The organism is Lentzea sp. JNUCC 0626 (assembly GCF_043632865.1).
Lineage (GTDB): Bacteria > Actinomycetota > Actinomycetes > Mycobacteriales > Pseudonocardiaceae > Lentzea.
Window position 1 is genome coordinate 6967596 of the sequence record NZ_CP171635.1, and the last position, 19481, is coordinate 6987076.

General features: G+C 69.7%; 21 protein-coding genes, 2 tRNA genes and 1 other RNA gene. 14 read left to right on the forward strand and 10 right to left on the reverse strand.

Features of this window, described 5'->3' with window-relative positions; all coding sequences use genetic code 11:
- Positions 1-30: 30 nt before the first annotated feature.
- The 4 genes from ffs to JNUCC0626_RS31885 all read right to left on the reverse strand — a co-directional run bounded on the left by ffs (position 31) and on the right by JNUCC0626_RS31885 (position 2235).
- Positions 31-127: signal recognition particle sRNA small type (ffs, locus tag JNUCC0626_RS31870), an RNA gene on the reverse strand.
- Positions 128-144: 17 nt separating this feature from the next.
- Complete coding sequence (locus JNUCC0626_RS31875) at positions 145-717, reverse strand: maleylpyruvate isomerase family mycothiol-dependent enzyme (protein WP_394614464.1); 573 nt, start codon at positions 715-717, stop codon at positions 145-147.
- Complete coding sequence (locus JNUCC0626_RS31880) at positions 714-1892, reverse strand: RNA polymerase sigma factor (RefSeq protein ID WP_394614465.1); 1179 nt, start codon at positions 1890-1892, stop codon at positions 714-716. Before JNUCC0626_RS31880 ends, JNUCC0626_RS31875 begins: the two co-directional genes overlap by 4 nt.
- A gap of 4 nt (positions 1893-1896) precedes the next feature.
- On the reverse strand, positions 1897-2235 hold the full coding sequence (locus JNUCC0626_RS31885) for a YciI family protein (protein WP_394614466.1): 339 nt from the start codon (positions 2233-2235) through the stop codon (positions 1897-1899).
- A gap of 130 nt (positions 2236-2365) precedes the next feature.
- Between JNUCC0626_RS31885 and JNUCC0626_RS31890 the strand changes: the two genes are divergently transcribed.
- The 5 genes from JNUCC0626_RS31890 to JNUCC0626_RS31910 all read left to right on the forward strand — a co-directional run bounded on the left by JNUCC0626_RS31890 (position 2366) and on the right by JNUCC0626_RS31910 (position 4812).
- Positions 2366-2450: transfer RNA gene (locus tag JNUCC0626_RS31890), tRNA-Ser, on the forward strand.
- A 59-nt stretch (positions 2451-2509) separates the two neighbouring features.
- Positions 2510-2860, forward strand: coding sequence for a hypothetical protein (locus tag JNUCC0626_RS31895; protein WP_394614467.1), 351 nt, complete (start codon positions 2510-2512; stop codon positions 2858-2860).
- A gap of 10 nt (positions 2861-2870) precedes the next feature.
- Positions 2871-3551 (forward strand): GOLPH3/VPS74 family protein, encoded by a 681-nt coding sequence (locus JNUCC0626_RS31900; protein ID WP_394614468.1) that lies wholly within the window; start codon positions 2871-2873, stop codon positions 3549-3551.
- Positions 3551-4186 (forward strand): GOLPH3/VPS74 family protein, encoded by a 636-nt coding sequence (locus JNUCC0626_RS31905; RefSeq protein ID WP_394614469.1) that lies wholly within the window; start codon positions 3551-3553, stop codon positions 4184-4186. Before JNUCC0626_RS31900 ends, JNUCC0626_RS31905 begins: the two co-directional genes overlap by 1 nt.
- On the forward strand, positions 4183-4812 hold the full coding sequence (locus JNUCC0626_RS31910; protein WP_394614470.1) for a GOLPH3/VPS74 family protein: 630 nt from the start codon (positions 4183-4185) through the stop codon (positions 4810-4812). The genes JNUCC0626_RS31905 and JNUCC0626_RS31910 overlap by 4 nt, the downstream gene beginning before the upstream one ends.
- Before the next feature lie 19 nt (positions 4813-4831).
- Here JNUCC0626_RS31910 and JNUCC0626_RS31915 read toward each other — a convergent pair whose 3' ends face one another.
- On the reverse strand, positions 4832-7270 hold the full coding sequence (locus JNUCC0626_RS31915; RefSeq protein WP_394614471.1) for an endonuclease/exonuclease/phosphatase family protein: 2439 nt from the start codon (positions 7268-7270) through the stop codon (positions 4832-4834).
- Between the two features lie 200 nt (positions 7271-7470).
- Here JNUCC0626_RS31915 and JNUCC0626_RS31920 point away from each other — a divergent pair, with 200 nt between their 5' ends.
- Positions 7471-8241, forward strand: coding sequence for a maleylpyruvate isomerase family mycothiol-dependent enzyme (locus JNUCC0626_RS31920; RefSeq protein WP_394614472.1), 771 nt, complete (start codon positions 7471-7473; stop codon positions 8239-8241).
- A 43-nt stretch (positions 8242-8284) separates the two neighbouring features.
- On the opposite strand, the gene JNUCC0626_RS31925 is transcribed toward JNUCC0626_RS31920, so the two are convergent.
- Positions 8285-8611, reverse strand: a complete 327-nt coding sequence (locus JNUCC0626_RS31925) for a hypothetical protein (RefSeq protein ID WP_394614473.1) — start codon at positions 8609-8611, stop codon at positions 8285-8287.
- Between the two features lie 141 nt (positions 8612-8752).
- On the opposite strand from JNUCC0626_RS31925, the gene JNUCC0626_RS31930 reads away from it, so the two are divergent.
- Together JNUCC0626_RS31930 and JNUCC0626_RS31935 are read left to right on the forward strand one after the other, a co-directional pair.
- Entirely contained in the window at positions 8753-9520 is a 768-nt protein-coding gene (locus tag JNUCC0626_RS31930) for a maleylpyruvate isomerase family mycothiol-dependent enzyme (RefSeq protein ID WP_394614474.1), read from the forward strand.
- A complete protein-coding gene (locus tag JNUCC0626_RS31935; RefSeq protein ID WP_394614475.1) occupies positions 9520-9993 on the forward strand; it encodes a hypothetical protein in 474 nt (157 codons plus the stop codon). The genes JNUCC0626_RS31930 and JNUCC0626_RS31935 overlap by 1 nt, the downstream gene beginning before the upstream one ends.
- Positions 9994-10036: 43 nt before the next feature.
- Here JNUCC0626_RS31935 and JNUCC0626_RS31940 read toward each other — a convergent pair.
- The 3 genes from JNUCC0626_RS31940 to JNUCC0626_RS31950 all read right to left on the reverse strand — a co-directional run bounded on the left by JNUCC0626_RS31940 (position 10037) and on the right by JNUCC0626_RS31950 (position 11088).
- Positions 10037-10121: transfer RNA gene (locus JNUCC0626_RS31940), tRNA-Ser, on the reverse strand.
- A gap of 32 nt (positions 10122-10153) precedes the next feature.
- The gene (locus JNUCC0626_RS31945; RefSeq protein ID WP_394622142.1) at positions 10154-10585 is read right to left on the reverse strand and encodes a nucleoside deaminase; all 432 of its coding nucleotides are present in this window, start codon (positions 10583-10585) and stop codon (positions 10154-10156) included.
- Between the two features lie 14 nt (positions 10586-10599).
- Complete coding sequence (locus tag JNUCC0626_RS31950; RefSeq protein WP_394614476.1) at positions 10600-11088, reverse strand: tRNA adenosine deaminase-associated protein; 489 nt, start codon at positions 11086-11088, stop codon at positions 10600-10602.
- 60 nt (positions 11089-11148) lie between these two features.
- Here JNUCC0626_RS31950 and JNUCC0626_RS31955 point away from each other — a divergent pair, with 60 nt between their 5' ends.
- From JNUCC0626_RS31955 to JNUCC0626_RS31975, 5 genes are all read left to right on the forward strand, one after another.
- Positions 11149-12354: a M20 metallopeptidase family protein gene (locus JNUCC0626_RS31955; RefSeq protein WP_394614477.1), complete on the forward strand. Its 1206-nt coding sequence runs from the start codon at positions 11149-11151 to the stop codon at positions 12352-12354.
- A 171-nt stretch (positions 12355-12525) separates the two neighbouring features.
- On the forward strand, positions 12526-13473 hold the full coding sequence (locus JNUCC0626_RS31960) for a prephenate dehydrogenase (RefSeq protein ID WP_430623483.1): 948 nt from the start codon (positions 12526-12528) through the stop codon (positions 13471-13473).
- Positions 13474-13482: 9 nt separating this feature from the next.
- Positions 13483-15018, forward strand: a complete 1536-nt coding sequence (locus JNUCC0626_RS31965) for a hypothetical protein (protein WP_394614479.1) — start codon at positions 13483-13485, stop codon at positions 15016-15018.
- Between the two features lie 19 nt (positions 15019-15037).
- On the forward strand, positions 15038-16759 hold the full coding sequence (locus JNUCC0626_RS31970) for a hypothetical protein (RefSeq protein ID WP_394614480.1): 1722 nt from the start codon (positions 15038-15040) through the stop codon (positions 16757-16759).
- A 19-nt stretch (positions 16760-16778) separates the two neighbouring features.
- Positions 16779-17963 carry a thiolase family protein gene (locus tag JNUCC0626_RS31975; RefSeq protein ID WP_394614481.1) on the forward strand — a complete coding sequence of 395 codons (1185 nt, stop codon included), beginning with the start codon at positions 16779-16781 and terminating at the stop codon, positions 17961-17963.
- Here JNUCC0626_RS31975 and JNUCC0626_RS31980 read toward each other — a convergent pair.
- A complete protein-coding gene (locus JNUCC0626_RS31980; RefSeq protein ID WP_394614482.1) occupies positions 17960-18673 on the reverse strand; it encodes a helix-turn-helix domain-containing protein in 714 nt (237 codons plus the stop codon). The genes JNUCC0626_RS31975 and JNUCC0626_RS31980 overlap by 4 nt on opposite strands.
- 188 nt (positions 18674-18861) lie before the next feature.
- On the opposite strand from JNUCC0626_RS31980, the gene JNUCC0626_RS31985 reads away from it, so the two are divergent.
- Positions 18862-19458 (forward strand): DUF4097 family beta strand repeat-containing protein, encoded by a 597-nt coding sequence (locus tag JNUCC0626_RS31985; protein ID WP_394614483.1) that lies wholly within the window; start codon positions 18862-18864, stop codon positions 19456-19458.
- The last annotated feature ends 23 nt before the right edge of the window (positions 19459-19481 follow it).

A 19481-nucleotide genomic window follows, 5' to 3' on the forward strand; every position in this document is an offset into this window, starting at 1 on the left:
GCCCGGAACAGTACCGGTGGACCCCGACACAAAAAGGGGACCCCGTGCACCCACCAGAGCCCGCTTATCCTTGCTGCCTTCCGGCCCTGGGGAGGTTCGCGAGATGTGTGCCGCACGAGGTCCGACGCAAGTGTAGCGAACGATCTACTTCGAACGTTTGTTCGAGTTGCCCACAGTGTTGTCCCCACCTGTGGACAACTTGCGGCCCGTGGCGAGAAGCAGCAGCTCAGGAGCCGGAAGAGCGGGAATTCCGGTGTCTCGGAAACGCTTGCGAGCACCCCAGAACGGGCTCTTCAGCACGTGGTCGAGCGCGGCCTGGGCGGGTTCGGGCGGCATCACGCGGACGCGGCCCAGCGGGCGGGCGATGTCCTGGCCGTGGACCAGGAAGTCGACCAGCGGGTCGATCGGGGACGCCATCGGGGCGCGCTTCGGCGAGGCCGCCGTCTCGCGGATCTGCGCGATCAACTCCGACCGGGTGAATCGGGCGGCGAGCGCGCGGGCTTTCAGGTCCTCCATGCGTTCCCAGTCGAAACGCGCCTTCACGATGCCGCTCAGCACGTCACTCCAACCGGTGCGGGTGGACGTGGTCAGGTGTGCGGCCATCGTCTGCATGGTCCAGCCGGTGCAGAGCGTTTCACGCTGCCACTCGTCGTCGGTCAGGTCTTCGAGGAGGTCCGCGACGCCCAGGCGTTCGGTCTCCAGCCACTTCATGATCATGATTGCTCCTCGACGGCCGCCAGCCTGCGGCGCAGGAAGTCCTGTTCGGAGTCGGTGCCCGCGAGTGCGATGGCGTCGCGGTAGGCCTGCGCGGCCTCGGCGTCGCGGCCCAGGCGGTGCAGCAGGTCCGCCCTCGCCGCGCGGTACGGGTGGTAGTCGCGCAGCCGGGGTTCGCCGGACAGCGCGTCGAGCAGTGCGAGCCCGGCCGCGGCCCCGTCGCGCATGGCGATCGCGGCCGCCCTGTTCAGCGCGACGACCGGCGACGGCGCGAGCTTCGCCAGCACGTCGTAGAGGGCCACGATCTGCGGCCAGTCGGTGCCGGCGAAGTCCGGCGCCTCGTCGTGCAACGCGTTGATGGCCGCCTGCACGCCGTACGGGCCGTATCCGCCCGTCAACGCGCGTTCGGCCAATGCGGTGCCCTCGGCGATCATGTCGCGGTCCCAGAGCTGCCGGTCCTGGTCCTCCAGCAGCTCACCGCGGGCGTTTCTGCGGGCGTGGATCAGCAACATCAACGCCAGCAGCCCGGCGACCTCCCGTTCGGGCAGCAGCCCGAGCAGGATCCTGGCCAGCCTGACGGCCTCCTCGGCGAGATCGCCGCGCTGCGCCGCGTACCCCTCGGTGAAGATCGAGTAGACGGCCTGCAGCACGCCGGGCAGGCGTTCCGGGAGCTCGTGCGGATCCGGCACGCGGAACGGGATGCGCGCTTGGCTGATCTTCTTCTTCGCGCGCACGATCCGTTGCTGCATGGTCGGAACCGGCACCAGGTAGGCCCGCGCGACCTCGGGCGTCGTGAACCCGGCCAGACACCGCAACACGAGCGCGCCGCGATCCTCCTCCGCGAGCGCGGGATGCGCGCACGTGAAGAACAACTCCAGCCGCTCGTCCGGCAGCGAGTCACCCACCGGCGGATCCGCCCGATCCACCTCGACCTGGAGGATCGCGAGCCGCGCCGCGTGCACCTGATCCCGCCGCAACCGGTCGACGGCCTTGCGGCGCGCGGTCGTGAGCAACCACGCGCCGGGCCGGTCCGGCACCCCGTCCACCGGCCAGTGCCGCAGCGCCGCCTCGATGGCGTCGGAGGTGACCTCCTCGGCCAGGTCGAGGTCGCCGAAGCGCTTGACCAGGGTGGCGAGCAGCCGGCCGCGCTCCTCCCGGAACACCTGCTCGACGTTCATCGGCTCAGAAGTCGAACTCGGCGATCGGCCTGACCACCACGGCCCCGCCGTCCCGCGACCCAGGGCACTTCGCGGCCCACTCCAGCGCGGCGTCGAGGTCGGGCACGTCGATGATGTCGTAGCCGCCGAGCACCTCCCGGGTCTCCGCGAACGGTCCGTCGGTGACGCTGCGCCTGCCGTCCGGTCCGACCTGGACGGTGGTGGCGGTGACGAGGTCCGCCAGGGAGTGGCCGGAGACCAGGACGCCCGCGTCCTTCATCTCCTTCTCGTAGGCGATCCAGTCCTCGACGGTGCAGCTCGCCTGCTGGTCAGAGGCCGCGTAGATCAACAGCATGTACTTCACGTTTGCCCTCCTCGGTCCGGTCTTACGGGATCACGACGAGCGGGCACCCGCCAGATCGACACGGTCGCCGAACTTTTTTCGGCGACCCCCGTTTTGGGCCCCGGAACACCCGTCCGGTAAGGTTCTCCACGGAGGATTCGCATAGCGGCCTAGTGCGCACGACTGGAAATCGTGTTGGGTTCACCCCCTCACGGGTTCAAATCCCGTATCCTCCGCTCGCTGAAGAAGGGCGCCGGACGTTCAACGTCCGGCGCCCTTCGCGCGTTGTGGGGACATGCTGCCCGAAGACCTGATGCTCCTGTTCCTCGACGAGGTGGCCGGTGGCGTGCGCGCGGACGCCTCGTCGGTCGAGCACGCGCTCGCCGGGGCCGCGCTGCTGCTGCGCAGGCACGTGCGGCGGGACGTGATGGCGCGGCTTGAGGCTCGTGGCGTGCTCACGGTGGAGCGGACCAAAGTTCTCGGGATCTCCTCGGTGCGGTCGCACTCGCTGCACAAGGTCTTCAACGGCGACAAGCGCGAGATGAACGCGCGCGCCAAGGAGATCGCCCGCGACGAGTGGGCCGGTGACGCGGTGAAGAAGGCGATCCGGGCAAGGCGCGCGGCCGCGGCTGCCGCTTCGTCCTGAGGAGGCGGCGATGAGCAACTACCGTGGGTACATGTTGCCTGAAGACCTGATGCTGCTGTTCATCGACGAGACCGACGGACGCGTGCTGATGGACTCGACGTCGATCAACAACGCGCTGGCCGGGGCCGTGCTGCTGGAGCTCGTGAACTCGGGGCGGGTGGCGTTCGAGGCGGACGGCAAGAAGCTCGCGGTGGTCGACCCGACGCCGTTGCGCAGCGAGTTCCTGCAGGAGTCGTTGTCTCGCATCGACAAGCCCATGAAGCCGCAGCGCGCGGTGGAGCGGCTGCGGACCCACGTGCGGGACAACGTGATGGCGCAGCTCGAAGGCCGTGGTGTGCTGACGGTCGAGAAGACCAGGAAGCTCGGGATCTTCCCGTCGAAGAAGTACGTGATCAACGATTCTGGTGCGGTCAGCGAGATCCGCGACCGGGTCGGGAACGTGGCCCTCGGGTACGCGGCGCCGGACGACCGGACGGGCGCGCTGATTTCCTTGCTGTACGCGGTGAAGGCGCTGCACAAGGTCTTCAACGGCGACAAGCGCGAGATGAACGCGCGCGCCAAGGAGATCGCGCGCGGCAACTGGGCGGGCGACGCCGTGAAGAAGGCGTTGGAAGCGGTGCACGCCGCGGTCATCGCGGCCGTGGTGGCCTCGACGGCGGCAACGGCGGCGACGGGCGGGGGTTCGAGCTGATGCTGCACAGAGATCTGATGGTGTTGTTCATCGTCGCGGAGACCGGGCGGCTGCACGTCAGCGGGTCGGCGGCGGAGAACGCGCTCGCGGGTGCCGTGCTGATCGAGCTCGTGGAGGCGGGGCGCGTCGCGTTCGAGCCCAACGGCAAGAAGATGCAGGTCGTCGATCCGTCGCCGCTGAACGACCCGGTGGCCGACCACGCGCTCGGCCTGCTGACCAAGCCGCTGCGGCCGCAGTCGGCGGTCGAGCGGGTGCGGAAGCGCTTGTACGACAACGTGATCCGGCAGTTGCAGGACCACGGCACGATCCGGGTCGAGCCGCGCAAGGTGCTCGGGATCTTCCCCGCGAAGAGCTACCCGATCGTCGACGAGGCCGGCGCGGAGAAGCTGCGCAAGGCCGTCGGCGAGGTCGTGCACGGGTATCGGGGTGCGGATGCACGCATCGGGTCGCTGATCACGTTGCTGTACGCGGTGGACGCCGTGCACAAGGTGTTCCCCGGTGACAAGCGCGAGATCAAGCGACGGGCCAAGGAGATCGCGCGCGGCAACTGGGCGGGCGACGCCGTTCGCCGTGCGGTGGAAGCGATCCAGGCCGGGGTGACCGCCGCCGCCACGGCCGCCGCGTCCGGAGAGTGACGTTGCTGCCCGAGGATCTCCTGCTGCTGTTCGTCGACGAGCACACCGGTCAGGCGCTCGCCGGGCCGGAGACCGTCACGAACGCGCTCTCGGGCGGCGTGCTGGCCGAACTGCTGCAGTCCGGACGGCTCGGGTACGACTCGCACGCGGGGCAGCTGCGGATCATCGATCCGACACCGTTGGCGCACCCGTTCCTGCACGAGTCGCTGACGCGGTTGCAGGCACCGCTGACGCCGCGCCGGGCCGTGCCGCGGATCCGCAGGTTCGTGCGGGACAACGTGTTGGCGGGACTGGAGGCGCGCGGAGTGCTGACCGCGCGCAAGCAGGTGTTCGGCGGCTTCGTGATCCAGAACGCTGCGGCGGTGAGCGAGGTGCGCGCGGCGACCGGCAGCGTGCTGTTCGGGCATCGGGCTCAGGACTTTCGCAGCGGGACGCTGATCTCGTTGCTGCACGCCGTGAACGCCGTGCACAAGGTGTTCGGCGGGGCCAGGCACGAGCTCACGGCCCGGGCGAAGCAGATCGCCGAGGCCCAGTCCCCTGCCGTCACCGCGCTCCACGCCGCCGTATTCGCGGAGATGGTGGTCGCGAAAGTGGCCGCCACCTCGGAGGGAAGACTCCTGAGGTAGCGGCCACCTGGTGCCGTGCCTACTTCTTCAGGCAGTCGAGGATGTCCTCGATCGCGAAGACGATCTTGTCGACGTTCGCGTCACCCGTGGACGGGCGGGCGCGGACGATCTGCGGGTCGTGGTCGCTCGCCTGGTCGGCGAACTCCGCGTTGATGTGGACCACGTCGTAGCTGAAGCGCGTGATGTTCTTGCTCATCACGAGGTGGTCGAGCGTCTGCGAGTTGCCCTCGAAGACGTAGCTGTACCGCTCGTTGACGGGCAGCGTGTCGATCAGCGCCTTGAGGTTGCCGTCGCCGGTCAGCGTCTTCAGCGCGGGCGAGAACTGGTAGTCGTTCAGGTCACCCGCGAGCACCACGTTGGCGCCCTTGTCGATCGCGCGGATCTGCTCCGTGAACGTCTTCAGCGACGCGGCCTGCTTGGCGCGCTGCACCTCGGACGTGCGGTTCGGCGGCTGGAAGCGGCCGTGGATGGCCTCGTCGCCGCCCTTGGAGTTGAAGTGGTTCGCGACGACGAAGACCGTGCGGCCGCGGAACTTGAACTCGCCGGCGAGCGGCTTGCGGCTGCTGGCCCACGCGTCGTTCAGCGGGTCGATGCGGCCCGGCGAAACGGAAAGCGTGGCGCGGCCGTTCTTCTTCACGACCTGGACGGGCGTCTTGAAGTCGCCGCCCGGACGGTCCACGAAGGACACCCGCTGCGGGTTGAAGAAGAAGCCGACGCGGATGTTGCCGCCGGGCTCGCCGCCGTCCTTGAGGTTCTCCGGGTCGATCTGGCGCCACTGGTAGCGCGGGCCGCCCTTGGCGAAGATCGTGTCGGAGAACTTCTGCAGCGTCTGGTCCGCCGCGACGACGCCGTCGTTGGTGGCGCCGTTGTTGTCCTGGATCTCTTCCAGGACAACAACGTCCGGGCTGCGCAGGTTGGTCGTGACGCCGTCCGCGAGCCGGTCGAACTTCTCCTGCGGGTCGGACGGGTCGAGGTTCTCGACGTTGTAGGTCGCGACCGAGAGCTCGGACTCCTTCTGCTGCGCGGTGATCTCGCGCTGCAGGTTGGACGACGCGTGCTGGCCGAGGTTCAGCGCGGCCAGCGTGTAACCGCCGAAGTTCGTGTACTCCATGGCACCGACGGTCGCGCCGGCGAACACGTCACCGACGTTCGCGGCGGGCAGCGTGCCCGCGGTCTTGATCTTCAGGCGACCGCTGTTCTGCTGGTCGTAGCTCGGGTAGGTGGTGCCGCCGCGCAGGTTCTTGTTCTCGGCCGGGTTGACGGTCACCCACACCTCGCCGAACGTGTTCGACGGGCCTACGACGCGCGCGTCGTCGACCTGGACGAGCGTGCCCTCGAGCGACTCGAAGTAGTCGAGGCCGTACTTCGCCGGCTCCAGCGGGAGCTGTTCGATGCTGCCGCCGGGCGCGGGCAGGTAGGCCGCGGGGACGTTCTTCACGACGACCGGCGTCGGCACGGGGTTGCCCTTGGAGACCGTGATCGTGGTGGGCGTGGTGATCTCGGTGAGGGTCTGCAGGGAGCCCGTCTCACCGCCCGGCCGGTACTCGGCGATCGTGCCGCTCACGACGACGCTGTCGCCGACGGCCACGGTCGGCGCGGTGCCGCCGGTGTAGACGAAGACGCCCTCGCTGGTGCGCGGGTCGTTGTCCGGGGCGGTGTCCTGGATCCAGAAGCCGCGGTCACCCGTGGCGCGCGTGCCGGTGACGACGCCGGGGACGTTGGTGACCTTCTGGCCGACCAGCGGCGAGACGCGCGTGACGCCCTGGATGTCGCGGATGCGCTTGTCGCCGGGGGTGGGGTCCTCCGGGTCGGGGTCCGGGTCGCCGCCGCCCGGGGTGGTCTCGCCCTTGGAGTTGACCGGGCTGGGGGCGCCGGTCGTGAAGTCGGCGGAGTTGTCGTCGGTGTCCGGCAGGCCTGCCTTGCGCGACGCCGAGGTCGTGTTGGTCAGGGCAGCCGTCGCGGTGCCCTCGCGGACGGCCGCCGTGCCGAAGCCGACCAGGTCCTTGATCCGCGTGTCGGCCGCGCAGTCCACGGCCGTCTTGCAGGTGAGCGCCGTGGTGCCGCTGACCAGCGCGATGGTGCCGCCGGTGGCGCTCATGGCGATGGTGCCGGTGGCGTCCGGGGTCGGCAGCGCGACCGTGCCGCCGGTGCCCTTGGCCTCGGCGACCAGGTAGGTCTTGCCGGGCGCGATCGAACCGGTCAGCGGGGTGACGCCCCACTGCGTGCTCGCGCCGGGGCTGGCCGAGATGTACTGGACGCTGAAGCCGTCGACGGAGACCGGGGTCGTGCCCTTGTTGGCGAGCTCGACGAAGTCGTTGGTCAGCGTGGCGCCGGAGTTGCCGCCGCCTCCGTAGACCTCGGAGATCAACGCGTCGGTGCTGGGTGCGGCGACGGCGGGGACGGCGGCGAGGACGAGTGCCGCCACCGCTGTTCCGACGACGGGCAGGGTGGGTCTCAAGACTTCCTCCAGGGGATGCGGCGGACCGACGCATCTTTCCTCGATCGAGTGAGCTTTGGTAGCCGTTGTTACTAACGGTTAACCAGTTGGCCCATCAAACATCACTCGAACAAGTGTTCGATCATGGTGTATGCTCGATTTCGGAACGCCGGCCAGTGGACCCCTCCCAGGCACCGGTCGGCGTCCCTACATTTGGGCGTGTGGGGATTCCGAGCTACGAGCGCCGCTGCGCTGAGATCGTCAACCAAACCGAACAGCTGGTCTCTGCTCTGACCGACGCTGACCTGGGCATTCAGGTCCCGTCGACGCCGGAGTGGACTCTCAACCAACTGCTGCGTCACGTCGGCCACGCACACCGCTGGGCCGACTCGATGCTGCGGGACAGACTTCCGGAGATCGACTTCTCCCGCAACGGCGCACAGCTCCTGTCGTCGTATGTGGGTGAGTCGTCGACCGTCCTCATCCCCTGGCTGCGGGAGGGGGCGGCCTCGCTCGCGGAGGTGCTGCGCGAGGTCGACCCGGACGAGATGATCGCGCCGATGGCCGGTCATCCGGGCCCGCGAGTGTGGTCGCGCAGGATGACGCACGAGACCGTGATCCACAGGTGGGACGCGTGCGACGCCCTGGGCGTGCCGTTCGAGCTGGACCAGGAGATCGCGCAGGACACGCTGCGCGAGTGGACCGGTCTCGCACTGCCGTACGCCTTCACCCGGTGGCCGTCGGAGACCGAGGCGCTCGTCGGCAGCGGCACCGTGCACCTGCACGCGACGGACGTCGAGGCGGAGTTCGTGATCGATCTCACCGGCCCCGCGCCGGTGGTCGAGGAGGGGCACGCGAAGGCGTCGGTAGCTCTGCGCGGCCCCGTCGTCGATCTGGTGCTGACCGTGTACCGCCGCCGGCCGGTGGACGGGCTGGAGGTGTTCGGCGACCGCGCGCTGCTGGACCTGATGCTGGAGCGCGTGAGGTTCTGACGGAACAGCGGGCCCTTCGCGAGGGCCCGCTGCCGTGGGCGCCTTACTCGGTGCTGAACGACACGTAACTCGAGACGACGCTGCGCAGCGTGCCGAGCGACGCGTACTGCCCGGTGCAGTCGGGCGAGGAGTAGGCGCGGACGTTCTCCAGGCCGCTCCAGCCGACGAGGAGGTCAGCGCCCTTCGGGAAGAGGTGGCAGCCGGTGTCGGGCTGCGGGAAGTTCGCGACGAACTTCCATTCCTTGTAGACGTAGAACGACAACCCGGTCTCGGGGTCCGCGGGCGTGGCGGCCGCAGGAAGGGCCGCCCCTCCGGCGAGCGCCGCGGCAGCCACGAGGCCGATCGCGGTGCGGGTCAACGCGTTGCGCATCCTTCGCTCCTTCGAGGTAGATCGACGTGCGCCCGTCGACAACCTCTACCGAGCAGAGGTTGAAGTATCAACCTTTTGTGCGGAGTCGACAGTCAGCTCTCAGGCAGTGGTCAAGTACGTGAACCGCGTACGTTCTCGGCCATGGGGATGTTGAGCTACACACAGCGGCTCACGACAGCTGTTTCGGAGACTTCCGCGCTGGTCACGGCCCTCGACGGTGCGGACCTGAGCGCGCCGGTGCCGACGTCTCCCGGCTGGACGCTCAACCAGTTGCTGCGCCACCTCGGGTTCACGCACAGGTGGATCGAGCACCTGGTCAGGGAACGCGTGCCGACCGCGGACCGTTCGCTCAGCCATTCCGTCGAGGGCATCGCGGGCGAGTCGGCTGCGGAGCTGGGCCCGTGGCTGCTGGAGGGCGTCGAACTCTTCGAGAAGGCGATGCACGAAGCGGCGGGCCTCGACGACGTTGCCGTGCTCGTTCCTGGTGAGTCCGGTCCGCGGTACTGGTCGCGCCGGATCGCACACGAGACGTGGATGCACCGCTACGAGGCGTTCAACGCGCTTGGAATGCCGTTCTCGATCAACCTGGACGTGGCGTGGGACGGCCTGTACGAGTGGATGGGTCCGATCCTGAACCAACGCCGTGCCGCGCTCGGGCCGTTGCTGGGGCAGGGACACAAACTGCGGTTCTTCGCGTCCGACTACGACTACTCGCCCCGGTGGACCGTCGACCTGAGCGGGGACGTGCCGGTGGCGCTGCGGGACACGAAGGTGCGGTGCTCGGTGTACGTGCGGGCGCCGATCGCCGATCTCGTGCTGATCCTGGTGGGGCGGCGCATCCCCGCTCGCAGTGAGGTGACCGGGGACAAGAAGCTGCTGCGCACGTTCCTCGAGACGGTGAGGGTCTGATGACGCTGACCTACGCCAGGACCGAGTTCATCAACTTCAAGGACGGCAGTTACGAGTGGGTCTACATCGACCACTACGACCTCCCCGCAGTCGACGACCAGCGCGCGCTCGTGGCGATGATCGAGCACGAGCGGTTCGGGCACGATTACGCGGGCGGCGACCCCGGCGAAGACACGACCAGGCACGGACCGTACTGGCGGGACCGCATCTCGGTCGACAGCTACGAGCTGGTCGAGGCTGCCGCCGCCGAGGCGGAACTGCGAGCGTGGGCGACCGGGGTCCCGCACCCGGACTGGGTGTTCGACGCAATGGAGGGCGTGTACCGGCAGCTGCACGCGGCGGACCGGGTCTACCGGCTTCGGGACCTCGGCGAGCAGGCACAGCACGACTGGGGTGGTGTGCTGTTCGAGTTCAGCGAGTTCGTGTTGATCGGCGCCGGCACGCTGACCGTGGTCGTCGCGGGCCTCGACTGAAGACGCAAGAAGGGCCCCGGATTGCTCCGGGGCCCTTCGTCAGCGGTGGCGGTGGGATTTGAACCCACGGAGGCTTGCACCTCACACGCTTTCGAGGCGTGCTCCTTCGGCCGCTCGGACACGCCACCGATAAGAACAATACACAGCCGTCCAAAGCGGTTTAACGCTGGGTCCGGAAGAAGCGTTCCAGCAGGTCAGCGCACTCCTGCTCGAGCACGCCGCCTTGGACCTCGGGCCGGTGGTTGAGCCGGCGGTCGCGCACGACGTCCCACAGCGAGGCCACGGCGCCGGTTTTGGGCTCCCAGGCGCCGAAGACGAGACGGGAGACACGGGCGAGCACCAGCGCGCCGGCGCACATCGTGCACGGTTCGAGGGTGACGGCGAGGGTGCAGCCGTCGAGGCGCCAGCCGTCGCCGTAGTTCTGGGCTGCCTCGCGCAGGGCGAGGATTTCGGCGTGGGCGGTGGGGTCGCCGAGGGCCTCGCGGGCGTTGCAGGCCTCGGCGAGGACGGTGCCGTCCGGGGCGAAGACGACGGCGCCGATCGGGACGTCGGTGCCGGACGCCGCTGCCGCCTTCAGCGCGGCCCTGATCATGTTCTCGGAGGAGATCACGCTTGGATCGTGTCGAGCAGCTTCGTGAGCTCGTCGATGAAGCCGATGCGCTGGGCGATCATCTGGAGTTGCTCGTCCGGGTAGAGGTCGACCTCGTCGACGATGATCTGGAGTTCGCCCGACGGCATGCTCAGGTCCGCGAGGATGCCCAGGTCGCCTTCTGGCCAGATGTCGTTGTCCTCCTCGTCGGGAGGTTCGACGCGCAGGAGGTCGAGGACGTCCGCCGCGATGTCGTAGTCGAGGGCGGCGGCCGCGTCGGACAGCAGCAGCGCCACGCCTCCCGGTACGGGGCGGAGGATGATGAAGAACTCGTCGTCGACGGCGAGGAGCCCGAACACGGCTCCGGTCGACCTCAGTTGGCGCAGCTGTGTGATCGCCGCGTCCAGCTCCGACAGCGCGGAGCTGTCCATCCTGCTGCACCGCCAGCGGCCGTCCTCCCGGACCACCGCGACCGCGAAGCCGTTGACCGGCTCCTGCTGTGTCATGTGCACACCGTAGGGCCCAGACGACCTTCCCGGTAGCCGAGGTGGTGGCACCATCGGTAGATGAGCACAACTACGCCGGACCCCCGTCTCGCCGGACTGCTCGAAGGGGCTCGCTCGCTGCAGCCCCGCACGGTGGCGCTGCGACGGCAGATCCACAAGCAGCCCGAGCAGGGGCTGCAGAACCCCAAGACGCAGGCGGCGATCCTGCACGCGTTGGACGGGCTGCCGTTGAAGATCACCAAGGGCGAGTCGACGACCTCCGTCGTGGCGGTGCTCGAGGGCGACCAGCCGGGCCCGACGGTGCTGCTGCGCGGCGACATGGACGGCCTGCCGCTGCAGGAGGAGACGGGCCTGCCCTTCGCGTCCGAAGTGGACGGCAACATGCACGCCTGCGGGCATGACACGCACGTGGCGATGCTGGCCTCGTCCGCGCGCCTGCTGGCGGACCGGCGCGACGCGCTGAAAGGCCGCGTGCTCTTCATGTTCCAGCCGGGCGAGGAGGGCCACCACGGCGCCCGGTACATGATCGAAGAGGGCCTGCTCGATGACGGCGTGGAGAAGGCGTTCGCGCTCCACATCACCTCGACCATGAAGTCGGGGGTCGTCACGTGCCGGCCGGGCCCGATGATGGCGTCCGCGGACACGTTCCACGTGCACGTGAAGGGCCGCGGCGGCCACGGCGCGATGCCGCACAACGCCCTCGACCCGGTGCCCGCGGCGGCGGCGATGGTCGGGGCGATCCAGACGATGCTGGGCCGGCGGGTGAGCGTGCACCAGCCCGCGGTGGTGACGGTCGCGCAGATCAACGCCGGCACGACCACGAACATCATCCCCGAGGTGGCGACGCTGGACGGGACGATCCGCACGCTGTCCGAGGAGACGCGCACGCTCGTGCACCGCGAACTCAAGCAGGCCGTCAAGCACACGGCGGCGGCCTACGGGTGTCACGCCGAGGTCAGCATCGTGCCTGGGTACCCGGTGACGGTGAACGACGACGTCGTGGGCTCGCACGTCGTGGATCTGGCGGCTGCGGCGATGGGTGCCTCGTGGAGCGAGCCCATGCTGGACCCGTTGATGGGTGCCGAGGACTTCTCGTACGTGTTGCAGCGGGTGCCGGGGGCGTTGGCGTTCCTCGGGGCTTGTCCGCGCGGGATCGAGTTGGACGACGCGGCACCGAACCACTCGAACCGGGTGCTGTTCGACGAGGCCGCGATGGAGCACGGGGTGGCGATGTACGCGGCGTTCGCGCTGGACGCCCTCCGCTGACGAACCTCTGGCTGATCGAACGTGGCCAGGAGCCGCACACGGCGCTCCTGGTCGCGCTCGCCGCTGTCGCCGGCGTCACAGTCGTCACCAGGCTGAGCTGGCGGGGCGCCGTGACCGTGCTGCAACGCCTGACCGGGCCGTCTTAGGAGCAGGTACGCGTCGCACGGAATGATGGGCGCCGTGCGAGACGTGTGCGTGATCGGACTGGGACTGATCGGCGGCTCCGTGCTGCGGGCCGCCAAGGCTGCCGGGCGCACGGTGTGGGGTGCGACGGCGAGCAAAGAGGACGCGGAGAAGGCACGGGCTGAGGGCTTCGACGTCGTGAGCGTCGACGAGGCTCTCGGCCGCGACCCCGAGGCGCTGGTGGTGCTCGCGGTGCCGTTGCCCGCACTGCCTGACCTGCTGCGGAAGGTGCCCGCCGGCACCCGCCTGACTGACGTCACGAGCGTCAAGGGGCCCGTCCACGACGCCGTGCACCGGTATGCGCCGGACACGCGGTTCGTCGGTGGGCATCCGATGGCCGGGACGAGTCGGAGCGGGTGGGACGCGGGGACTGCGGACCTCTTCCAGAACGCGGCGTGGGTGGTGACGCCTGAGGAGGCGGACGACCACCTCAACGACGTCGTTCAGCTCGCGTTGGATCTTGGGGCGCACGTGGTGCCTACGACTCCTGAGGAGCACGACGAGGCGGTCGCGCGGATCAGTCATCTGCCGCACATCATGGCGGCGATCCTGGCTGCTGTCGGGGCTGATGGCGGGCCGCTCGCGATGGCGTTGGCGGCCGGGAGCTTCGGGGACGGGACGCGTGTTGCGGGCAGTCGGCCCGAGCTCGTTCGGGCGATGTGCGAGGGGAATCGGGACGCCCTCCTCATGGCTGTGGACGACGCGCTCGGACGGCTGGGGGCGGCGCGCGGGTCGTTGGCGTCCACCGGTGGGCTCGCCAAGACGATCGAGGCTGGGCACGCGGGGCGGAACGCGCTGGTCAACCAGCCGAACAGGACACCGGTCATGATCGATCTGACCAAGCCGGGGGCGTTGGCCGCGCTCCGGAATCTCGGGTCGCGTGGTGGACGGGTGGTTGGGCTGAACGGCAGCACCGCCCACGCGGAAACGTCGTAGGGTCGCCGGGTGGATCGACGGACGCTCGCCGGTGGGCTCGGTGGTCTCGCGCTCGTCGTCGGTGCCGTCGTGGCACTTCGGAGCGGGGACGCGCCGGACACGCTGAAGAAGGAAGTCGCTGACGGCGTCGAGGTCGTGGCCTCGCAGGAGCCGACGAAGCCCGCGAACGCCAGGGCCCAGGCGCTGGACGTGGACGCGCTGCAGATCGCGTGGAACGGGTCCGCGTCCGCCTACGAGGTGCGTTGGAACGGCAACGAGCAGCTCGTGCCCACGCCCGAGGTGGAGTTGCCCGGCCTGAACCCCGACGAGCAGACGCAGGTCGAGATCCGGGCGGTCAGCGCGACGGGCAAGCGCAGTGAGCCGCTCAAGATCGCCGCACGACCCAAGGACGTCTACGACGACAAGTGGGACGACCTGCTGGTCGGCCAGACGGACAGGTTCGACGGGCCGGAGTCGCTCGACCCGCGCAAGTGGCGCGTCGAGGCGGAACCGGAGTGCCTCGGGCTGCGGCCGTTCGGTACGACGAAGCGCATCGACGTCGACTGCCCGATGGCGGCGTTCCAGTCCAACACGCCCCTGCGGTTCGGCGTTCCGGCGGCCGACGGGGCAACGGGGCGGGCGATCATCAGCGTCGCGGGCGCCGTCGAGTCGAGCCACGTCAGGCTGACCCTGCTGCCCGACCCCCACCAGTACCTCAAGGAGACGGACGCGCAACCGAAGGGCGCGGTCAGCCTCGACGTCACCACGCAGGGCACGCGGATCATCGCCGACCCCGAACTCCCCCGCACCGGCAAGCAGATCGCGCTCGGCGACGCCCCCATGACCGGGCTCGTCGCGGGCGTGCGGCACCGGTGGGAGATGCGGGTGCTCCCGGACGCCGTGGTGGCGCTGCGAGACGGCGTCGTCGTCGCCTACGAACCCGTCGCGATCAAGGAACGGCTGGTGCACCCGCGCGTGCGCATCGACGGCGGCGGGTTCCTGGACGCGTTCGGTGTCGGTGGCGTGCCCGAACGGGTCGTGCCCGCCGAGGTCCTGCCCCTCACCCAGGGGGTCGAACTGCCGCCGGACGCGGTCGCCGTGAAGCTGGTCCGCGGCAACACGGTCACCGACCTGCCCCTCAAGGTCCGCTCGATCGCCCCGGCCCAGGACGCCCAGCTCGTGGTCATCCGCAAGCCCGAGAGCCGCCCCGGCGCGCTTCCCCGCCTCACCGACCGGCCGGCGGGCCTCAAGACCGGCGGGCCACGCCTGCACGTCATGCACGAGGACGGCACCAAGCCTCCGCAACCGTTGGCACGCAACGGCCGTGTGCTCGTCACGGCCGAAGTCAACGCCATCGGTCACCGCGGCATCGAACTGGAACTCGACGGTCGGCGGATCGTCGCGCTGCCCACGAACGAACAGGGACAGGGCGTCCCCGGCAGGCACGAGTTCTGGATCGACGCGGCCGCGCTGCCCGCCGGGTCGAACGCTCGGCTCAAGCTCAGCGTCCTTCCGGCGGACGGTGGCGAACCCGTTATCGCGGAAACCGTGTTCGAGCTGGGGTGAACGCCTTAGCGTGACCGCTATGAAGCGGGTCGCCTTCGCCGTCGTGGGCCTCGCGCTGGTGGCGGGCGTGATCGTGCTCCGCGACACCGGCGGGAGCGACGGTTTGCCGTCCGCACCTCCCCCGCCGACGAAGCTCAAGCCGTACGCGTCCGACCAGCTGCTCGTGCCCGGACCGCAGACCAGGCCGAAGGTCCCGGCGAGCGTCAAAGCCGATCCCGGCAACCACCGGCTGCGGCTCTCCTGGACCGGCGACGCGCCCGCGTACGAGGTGCGCTGGGCAGGCGGCGTCAAGCTCGTGACCAGGCCAGGAACCCAGCTGAACGGACTGGACAACGACCGGCCCGTCGACGTCGAGATCCGCGCGGTGGACGAGTTCGGCCAGCGCTCCCAGCCCGCGAAGGCCACCGCGAGCCCGCAGGCGGACCGCACCGAGTACACCTACGCCGACCGCTTCGACGCGACCGACGAACCCGACCTCCAGCGTTGGAGGCTCTCCAAGCGCACCGACTGCGCCCGTGCGACCTCGGGCGACGGCGAGGACACCAAGCGGCTGATCATCAGCAGCAGTTGCGGGACCCGTGCCGTGACGCTCCGGTCGCGCACACCGTTCGTTCGCGCCGACGGTGAGAGCAGGCTGGCCGTCGAGACCGACGCCCCGAGCACCGGCGGCAAGCTGCTGCTCGACCTCGTGCCGGGCCCGGTCAGCGTGCAGGGCGAGCCGGTGCCGCCGAACACAGTGCGCGCCACGGTCTCGACCGACAACTCCGGCAACTCGATCGTCGAACTCACCCCGGACGGCACCGCGGTCAAGGCCATCCCGCCCGCCGTGCCGGGGGTGAGCGTGCTGTGGGAGATCGCGCTGACCGCCGAGGGCACCAGGGTCCTGCGCAACGGCGAGGTCGTCGCCACCTCGCCGTTCGTGCCGCAGTGGCGTGAGGCGACGGCGTTGATCGGCGTCGCGGCGCTGGCGGGAGACCGGATCCGCGCCGGCATCGACCTCGTCGGTTACCGCACCGCCAAGGCCGACGTGCCGAGCACGGGCCCGACGCCGCAGGTGCGCGTGGACGGTCCCGCCGCCACCAGCGCCCACCCGATCCCGGACGTCACCGCAGGTCAGCTGCGCATCGCGATGATCCCGTCCCGCGAGAGCCCGCCCCTCACGTCGATCAAGGTCAACGGCGTCGCGGTGCCGCTGCGCCCGGCCGTCGAGGGCACGCCGTGGAAGCCGGGCGCGGAGTACCCCGCCGTCGCCGACCTGCCCAGGGAGGCGTTCACCGACAACGTGAACGTCCAGCTGGACACGCCGGAACGCATCCAGATCACGCACACCGACGTCGAACTCACCGGCTCGAAGGCCACCCCGCAACGCCAGCCCGGCACCCCGTTGGTCGACGCCAAGCCGACGCTCGCGGACCCCGTCCCGGAGATGCTGGACGCGAGCGGCCAGCCCGTCGAGAACGGCGCCGCCTTCAACCGCGGCCGGGTGGTGCTGGAGGTGCGGATCGCGGCGCTCGACGCGTCCGTCGCGGGGCTCGCCGGGTTCGAGGTCAGGCTCGACGGCAACCACATCGCGACAGTGCCGACGACCGCCGACGGACCGTCCGCGGCGGGCCGGTGGCGGATTTCACTCAACGCCACAGGGATGAGCGCTGGGGCGCACGCCATCGAGGTGAAGGCCTTCAGCACCGACTCAGAGGTGCACCCCGAGACGGGTTACGTCCCCTTTTTGCTGAAACCGTGATTGCCCCCAAGATGGGGGTATGGCCCGCGCACTCATCATCGACGCCGCCCGCACGCCGTTCGGCAGGTACCGGGGAGGTCTGTCCGGCATCCGGGTGGACGACCTCGCGGCGCTGCCGATCGTCGACCTGCTGCGCCGCTACCCGTCACTCGACCTGGCGCGCATCGACGACGTGCTGCTGGGCGACGCGAACGGGGCCGGCGAGGACAACCGCAACGTCGCCCGCATGGCCGCGTTGCTGGCGGGGCTGCCGGTCTCCGTGCCGGGCGTGACGCTGAACCGGCTGTGCGCGTCGGGTGGGGAGTCGATCATCCAGGGCGCGCGGGCGTTGATCACCGGGGACGCCGACCTGATCGTCGCGGGCGGGGTCGAGGGGATGTCGCGGGCGCCATTCGTGACGGCACGGCCGGACAAGGCGTTCCCGGACCGCCTGGAGACCGTGTCGACGGCGCTGGGCTGGCGGCTGGTGAACCCGCGCATGCCCAAGCACTACACCGTGCCGTTGGGGCTGGCGGCCGAGAACGTGGCTGTGGAGCTCGGGATCACGCGCGAGCAGATGGACAACTTCGCGTTGCGCTCGCACCGTCGTGCGGCGGCGGCTTGGGATGCCGGTGTGCACGAGGGGTTCGCGTTTCCCGTGCAGTTGCCGGACGGAACGGCGATCCGGCGCGACGAGAACGTCCGCGCGGACACCAGCATCGAGAAGCTCGCGAAGCTCAAGCCCGCGTTCTCCGAGAACGGGTCGGTGACGGCCGGCAACGCGTCGCCTCTGAACGACGGTGCTCTCGCCGCTTTGCTCGGCACGGAGGCGATTGCGTCCGAGTTGGGGGTGGAACCGCTCGGTGAGGTGCTCGGGTCGGCGACCACCGGCGAGGAGCCGCACCGGTTCACCGTCGCGCCCGTGTCGGCGATCCGGAAACTGTTGAAGCGCCTGCACATCGAGGCTTCGGACGTCGCGTTGTGGGAGATCAACGAGGCGTTCGCGGCGATGGCGTTGTCGGTGGTGCACCACCTTCCCGAGATCGACAAGGAGAAGGTCAACGTCCACGGCGGCGCGATCGCGTACGGCCACCCGCTCGGTGCGTCGATGCCTCGCGTGATCGTCGACGTGTGCCGCCACCTGCGGGCACGAGGTGGCGGCATCGGCATCGCGGCGGCCTGCGTCGGGGTCGGGCAGGGCGTGGCCGTGGCGGTGCGGGTCTAGCTCTTGGGGTGCAGGATGTCGCGGGCCTGTTCGGCGGCCCGCACGATGCTCTCGCTCACGAAGTCCAGGAACCGCGCGATGTTCTCCAGCCTGGTCGCTGCCTGCGTGCCTGGCCCGAGGCTGCTCACGCCGGTGCGGGCGGCCTCGGCGAGCGTCGTCGTGCCGGCGGCGCTCGCGATCATCGACTGGTACCAGATGTCACCCTCGTCGACGACGTACCGGTCGCGGCGGCGGTCGTCGCGCACGCGGCCGATCAGGCCCTGACTTTCCAGGTACGCCACGGCTTTGGAGACCGATGCCGGGCTGACCTGCAGATGTGCCACCAGTTCTGACGCGGTGAGGCTGCCCTCGTCGGTGGCGTAGAGGCTGGCCAGCGCTTTCGCCGGCATCTTCGGCAGGCCCTGGCCGATGAAGATGCCCGCGAACACCTCCTCGAACGCCCGCACGGCTTCGGGGTCGCGGCCGTCGGCCCGTTGGGGCGCTTGGCTTCTGCGCGGCGTCGCCTGCTTGCGGCGCTGGGCCCGGCGTTCGGTGGTGAGCTGGGCGATGTCGGCCTTGTACCCGGCCGGGCCGCCGTTGCGCATGACCTCGCGCGTGATCGTCGACGTCGGCCGGTCGAGGCCGCGCGCGATCTCCGCGTAGGCGAGACCGTCCGCGAGCCCGATGGCGATCTGGCGGCGTTCCTGCTGGGTGAGTCGACCTCCTGGCATGCCTTCCAGCATAGCGTTCACCCGCACTTCATTGCAACGCGCGTTGCGTTAGATCTAGAGCCGGTTGCAACGATCTTGCGGCTTTGAGCTGCAGTTTCTCACTCTCGTCGCAACGAACTCGTTGCCGAGATCTGGAAACGCAACGTAGCTTTTTGCACATCGGAAACAACGAGACACAGGAGATCGAGATGCAGACCTTCGCCACCCCCGCCCCCATCGCCGCCGTCCTCGACATCCCGGCCGGCCGGGTCCAGTTCATCGCGGCGGACCGCACCGACACCGCCGTCGAGGTCCTGCCGCTGGACGCCTCGCACGGCCGTGACGTTCGCGCCGCCTCGAAGGTCGAGGTCTCGTTCGCCGACGGCGTGCTGCGGATCAACTCCTCGGCGGGCAAGCTCCTCGGCTCGTCCGGAGCCGTCGAGATCACCGTGCAGCTGCCCGCCGGTTCTCAGGTCGAGGCCAAGGCCGCGAGTGCCGAGTTCCGCGGCGTGGGTCGCCTGGGCGACATCGCGTTCGAGGCCGCGCAGAGCGACATCAAGATCGACGAGGCCGCCGCCGTGCGGGTGACCACGCAGGCCGGTGACGTGACGATCGGCCGCCTCACCGGATCCGCCGAGATCAGCACCCTGAAGGGCGACATCACCGTCGCTTCCCCGGCTTCGGCGTCACTGGACGCCGGCACCTCGTACGGCCGCATCACCAACTCGCTGCGCAACGACGGCACGGACGTCATCACCATCCGCGCCACCACGTCGTACGGCGACATCACCGCCCGCAGCCTCTGACCTTTCTACTCTGGGGAGACTTC